5 protein-coding genes are annotated in these 3941 nt (G+C 37.4%); 2 read left to right on the top strand and 3 right to left on the bottom strand.

The window, feature by feature from the left end; translation table 11 throughout:
• The coding region (locus WBM98_RS18985) for a hypothetical protein (RefSeq protein ID WP_424367590.1) at positions 1–262 on the top strand (262 nt) is incomplete at its 5' end.
• A gap of 69 nt (positions 263–331) precedes the next feature.
• Here WBM98_RS18985 and WBM98_RS18980 read toward each other — a convergent pair.
• From WBM98_RS18980 to WBM98_RS18970, 3 genes are all read right to left on the bottom strand, one after another.
• Complete coding sequence (locus tag WBM98_RS18980; RefSeq protein ID WP_424367589.1) at positions 332–1630, bottom strand: alpha/beta hydrolase family protein; 1299 nt, start codon at positions 1628–1630, stop codon at positions 332–334.
• A gap of 130 nt (positions 1631–1760) precedes the next feature.
• Positions 1761–2030: a hypothetical protein gene (locus WBM98_RS18975; protein ID WP_424367588.1), complete on the bottom strand. Its 270-nt coding sequence runs from the start codon at positions 2028–2030 to the stop codon at positions 1761–1763.
• A gap of 241 nt (positions 2031–2271) precedes the next feature.
• Entirely contained in the window at positions 2272–3015 is a 744-nt protein-coding gene (locus WBM98_RS18970; protein ID WP_424367587.1) for a lysostaphin resistance A-like protein, read from the bottom strand.
• 122 nt (positions 3016–3137) lie between these two features.
• Between WBM98_RS18970 and WBM98_RS18965 the strand changes: the two genes are divergently transcribed.
• Entirely contained in the window at positions 3138–3584 is a 447-nt protein-coding gene (locus WBM98_RS18965) for a TerB family tellurite resistance protein (RefSeq protein ID WP_424367586.1), read from the top strand.
• The last annotated feature ends 357 nt before the right edge of the window (positions 3585–3941 follow it).

Genomic DNA, 3941 nt, shown 5'->3' with positions numbered 1-3941 from the left:
GCATCGGAACGCACTTCCGCTTGATTTACAGTTAGTTCTGCGAAAACTTCGAAAACGAAATAATTATCATTTGGTGTTTAGAACGAACAATCTACTTATTAAACGTCATTGTGGGACAGAGCGTATAAAGGACAGAATGAAAAAGGAAATGACTTTCCTTTTGAATGATGGGCCAGCCACAGAGAGGAGGCGGACTTATTTAGCGATAGGGCCAGCTGGCGCATTGGGCGAGATGTGGCAATCTTTCAGAATGGAACAATAATTTATTACCCTTCATTTTGCCTTGATGTAAAACCCTTCGACCCTGCCTGCCGGTAGGCGGGAATGACGATTATTTTGTGTTAGAAACAGTATCTATCCAATCTTCAATAATTTTTAAATAATCAGGATGCAATTTTGACCAGTAAGGGAAATCACTTTTTCCAACATAGTTCATCGAATGAGAGGCCCCCGCTACTAAAATTGTTTCAAAATTACTATTACTCGATTTCGTTAGTGCATCAGCAATGAGTTCATGACTATTAGCGGGTATTATTTCATCTAATGTTCCTTGTAGGATTAGGATGGGTTGCTTGGTAGTTTCAAAGTAGGGAATTGGACTATAAAGTAGTTTCTTATCTATTTGGACTTCATCCAAATTTGGTACCCATATATTGGCAAACCACGATTTTGATTTTTCATTATCAATAGCCTTTTCTAAATCTGTTTTTGATAGTGTTCCTGCTATAAATTCAAAAACCTTGCGTTGTAATGCAGTTGCATTTTCAATTTCTTTTCCAAATGCTTCTGCATTTCTATTTTTCCAATAGTTTAAATCGCTTTCTAGTAAGGTAACTCCGGGACAACTTACGGCAATTCCATATTTGAGATTCTCTAATTCATTTAAAATATATGGTATTTTGGCAGCTCCTTGACTACTTCCTTTTATTCCAATTTTCTCGAGAGGAATTCCAGTATTATCAGAGAAATATTTTATGGCATTTATATCATCTGAAGATAGTTCTTCAATTGTTGCAACTTCCCAATTGCCCTGAGAATTTCCAGTGCCTCTTTTGTCATAATGGAAAGTAGTGAATCCCATACTTGCAAATAACATGGCTTCTGCACGGGAAGCACTTCGGTCTGCATTTCCAGAAGAAGTTACAATTATTAGGGTTTTATCCCCTTTGTTATTAGGATACCAAATAGTTCCATTTAGATTAAAGCCATTTGATTCAAAACTAATTTCCTCACTTTTTAGAGCATTGCTAGTTTCTAAAAGTTCCTTTTCTAAGGTGTAGCGGATTGTAATGGTATCGACAGAAAACGATCCCTGAAGCTTGCTATTATTATCAATCCATTTGTTTTTAAAGGAGTAAGTGTAAAAATCGCTTTGCAATTTAAAATTTATTGAATCACCGCTTACCTCAACATTTTGAAACGGAATTCGGTTGGCGTTTTGCGCTAAACTCGTGAAGAAAACCTTAAAATTTACAGAATCACTTTCTATTTCAAATAGTATCTTATCGGAAAAATTGCCATATTCAATTAGGCCACTAAAGTTTCCCGTCTGGTCACCTATATTGACAGCGGGATTTGGCTTACAAGAAATTATTCCAAATGCTATGAAGATGGCAAAGATTGTTTTCATATGATATGGTTACTAAGGCATGCATGATCAATTAAATATACATGGCGTTATGCCTTCGTGCTATTGTTCTCAAGAATCACAACTGTTTAAGTTGCGCATGATAATTTACCCTAGCGATAAGATGCTGTTTTTATACATCTACTTGCATAGACATGGTAATAGGTTCTAATACGGTATGCCTTTTTTTACCCTCCGCGGTTTTTGGATCATTCAAGATAGCGCCAAGTTTTTCCATATCTGTTACTTGCATCACCAACAGCACAGATGTTGGGTCATTTTGATCCTGAAAGGTTTTAAAGCTTGAAACGGCAGGAGCAAATATTTCCACCCTTTCTTTATGACCTTTCAGCCATGTATGAATGTCCTTTACTTTGTGTCGTACTACAATTGTTTTGCTCATCTGTATGGTTTTTAGTTTTTATGCTTACTCTCATCGGTTTTCAGCATCGCCATTTTTATTTTTGCCAAATCATGAGGTAAAGCGGATACATCATGTACCTGGTTATCCCCATATTTATATGTACAAGTTATGTTTAGTTAAACTATAAAATAGGTAGTAAAGGACGAATCGGTTATTTTATTTATCGGGCAGCTTGATTTATTTACCGAAGTGTTTGATAAATTGATCGTATGACACGATTTTATAAGATATAGTAAAATATAGCATAGGTCATCCCCAAATTAAACCCGGCATGGCAAGCGATAGCCCCGTAAATACTGCCTGTCTTTTTTTTGCTATAGTAAAATAAGCGGGCGGCAAAATAGGTAACGGCAACCCATTGCAGGCCCGGCCGGTATAAAAAGTGCCAGCCCATAGCGGTATAGATCAACCCGAAATGCGCTATATGAACGATCGCAAAAGCCAGGCTATCGAATACAGAAGCATAGTTTTCGCCAAATCTTTTTACAAAACTTTGATGGATAAGCCCCCGGTATAATAACTCTTCGCCAATAGGGCTAAAGGTCATCCCTATCAGCGCAAAAATGATAAAATATACCATCTTTTGGTCTGCCAACGCTTCGGCAGGGAGCGTGTAGGAGTCAGCAATATAGACATACCAGTTATTGGGGGTAGATCCATATAAATAATAGCCCAACATATAAACGATCAAACCCATAACGATACCCAGTATAAACACAGCGCCTAACCATAAATAATTAGTGGGCTTTGTAAGTCCGATGGTTTTTCTTCCGGACTTGCTTAATAAGATAAATAGCGTAAGCATCATAGCCACAAAAAGGAGGGAGGTAAAGCTATAGTTGCCCGTAATATTGGCATTTAATACAATAAAAAACCGTGGGATACCAAACAGGAGTATTAAGAACAGGCCAAACTGCCAGTTGAAGTGTAGATATTTTTGAAATGGTTTTCTGAAATGGTTCATAAAAAACGGAATGGTAGTGCTGTATAAAATTAGTAATTTAAAAGGATATGGGTTGGAGGATAGATTATTCAAAATAGCTAACTTTACTCCTTTAAACGAACCAAGCTAAAAAAGGATTACCAATGGTTAAGGAAACATATGATTGGGTAGATGGCAGTTTATTTTTGATGATTGCCTGTGCAGAATTGACAGACAGCTATTTAGATGAACAGGAAATTGAGGTTATAATTCAAAAGACAGCATTTTTTGTTTCAAAATTGGCAGGTGAGGGCGTAGCATATACACAACAGGATGTTGAACAAAAATTTCACAAGGCATTTCTTTGGTATACCAACATTGGCGAAGATGCCCCTCAACATAAAATGGATGAGGAAATTATAAAGCAAGTAAAACTGGTGGCCAACTCTTTAAAAAAAGAAAAATGGTTCAATGCAGATTTTGCCCAATTATTAATAGCAGATCTCATAGAGATAGCCCGTGCTGATGGCGAAGTGATCAAGAACGAACAAAATTGTATTAATATGATCGCGCGTTTGTGGGGACTTTCGACTCCTTTTTATGAGGCATAAGCTGGATGAATGCCCGAGGGTATTATTTGGTCAATCTATCTTTTTCTTATTCAATTTGCCTTGATGCAAAACCCTTCGACCCTGCCTGCCGGCAGGCAAGATGCGCTCAGGTTAAACCAGTGCAGATGGAGAAAGCAAATGATTTGGCTTTAGAAAGATGGGCCGGGTGATGTGGTTGGTGGTATACTTTTTCTCCTTCATTTTGCCTTGATGCAAAACGAAGCAAAAAATCAAGAAGTTTTCAAGGAACTTTTTGCAAGCAAAACCACTGCTAAATCTACGCTTCATGCTCCTTTCCGATTGCATCGGAACGCACTTCCGCTTGATTTACAGTTAGTTCTGCGAAAACTTCGAAAA

It is taken from the genome of Maribacter sp. (assembly GCF_049667165.1).
Taxonomy (GTDB): Bacteria; Bacteroidota; Bacteroidia; order Flavobacteriales; family Flavobacteriaceae; genus Maribacter_A.
Note: the sequence above shows the minus strand (reverse complement) of the source record. Positions and strands in the feature narration are given on the sequence as shown.

Excerpts from the sequence above, each read along its gene's own strand:
- WBM98_RS18970 (WP_424367587.1), bottom strand. The coding sequence starts at position 3,015 with ATGAACCATTTCAGAAAACCATTTCAAAAATATCTACACTTCAACTGG.
- WBM98_RS18980 (WP_424367589.1), bottom strand. The coding sequence starts at position 1,630 with ATGAAAACAATCTTTGCCATCTTCATAGCATTTGGAATAATTTCTTGT.
- WBM98_RS18965 (WP_424367586.1), top strand. The coding sequence starts at position 3,138 with ATGGTTAAGGAAACATATGATTGGGTAGATGGCAGTTTATTTTTGATG.
- WBM98_RS18975 (WP_424367588.1), bottom strand. The coding sequence starts at position 2,030 with ATGAGCAAAACAATTGTAGTACGACACAAAGTAAAGGACATTCATACA.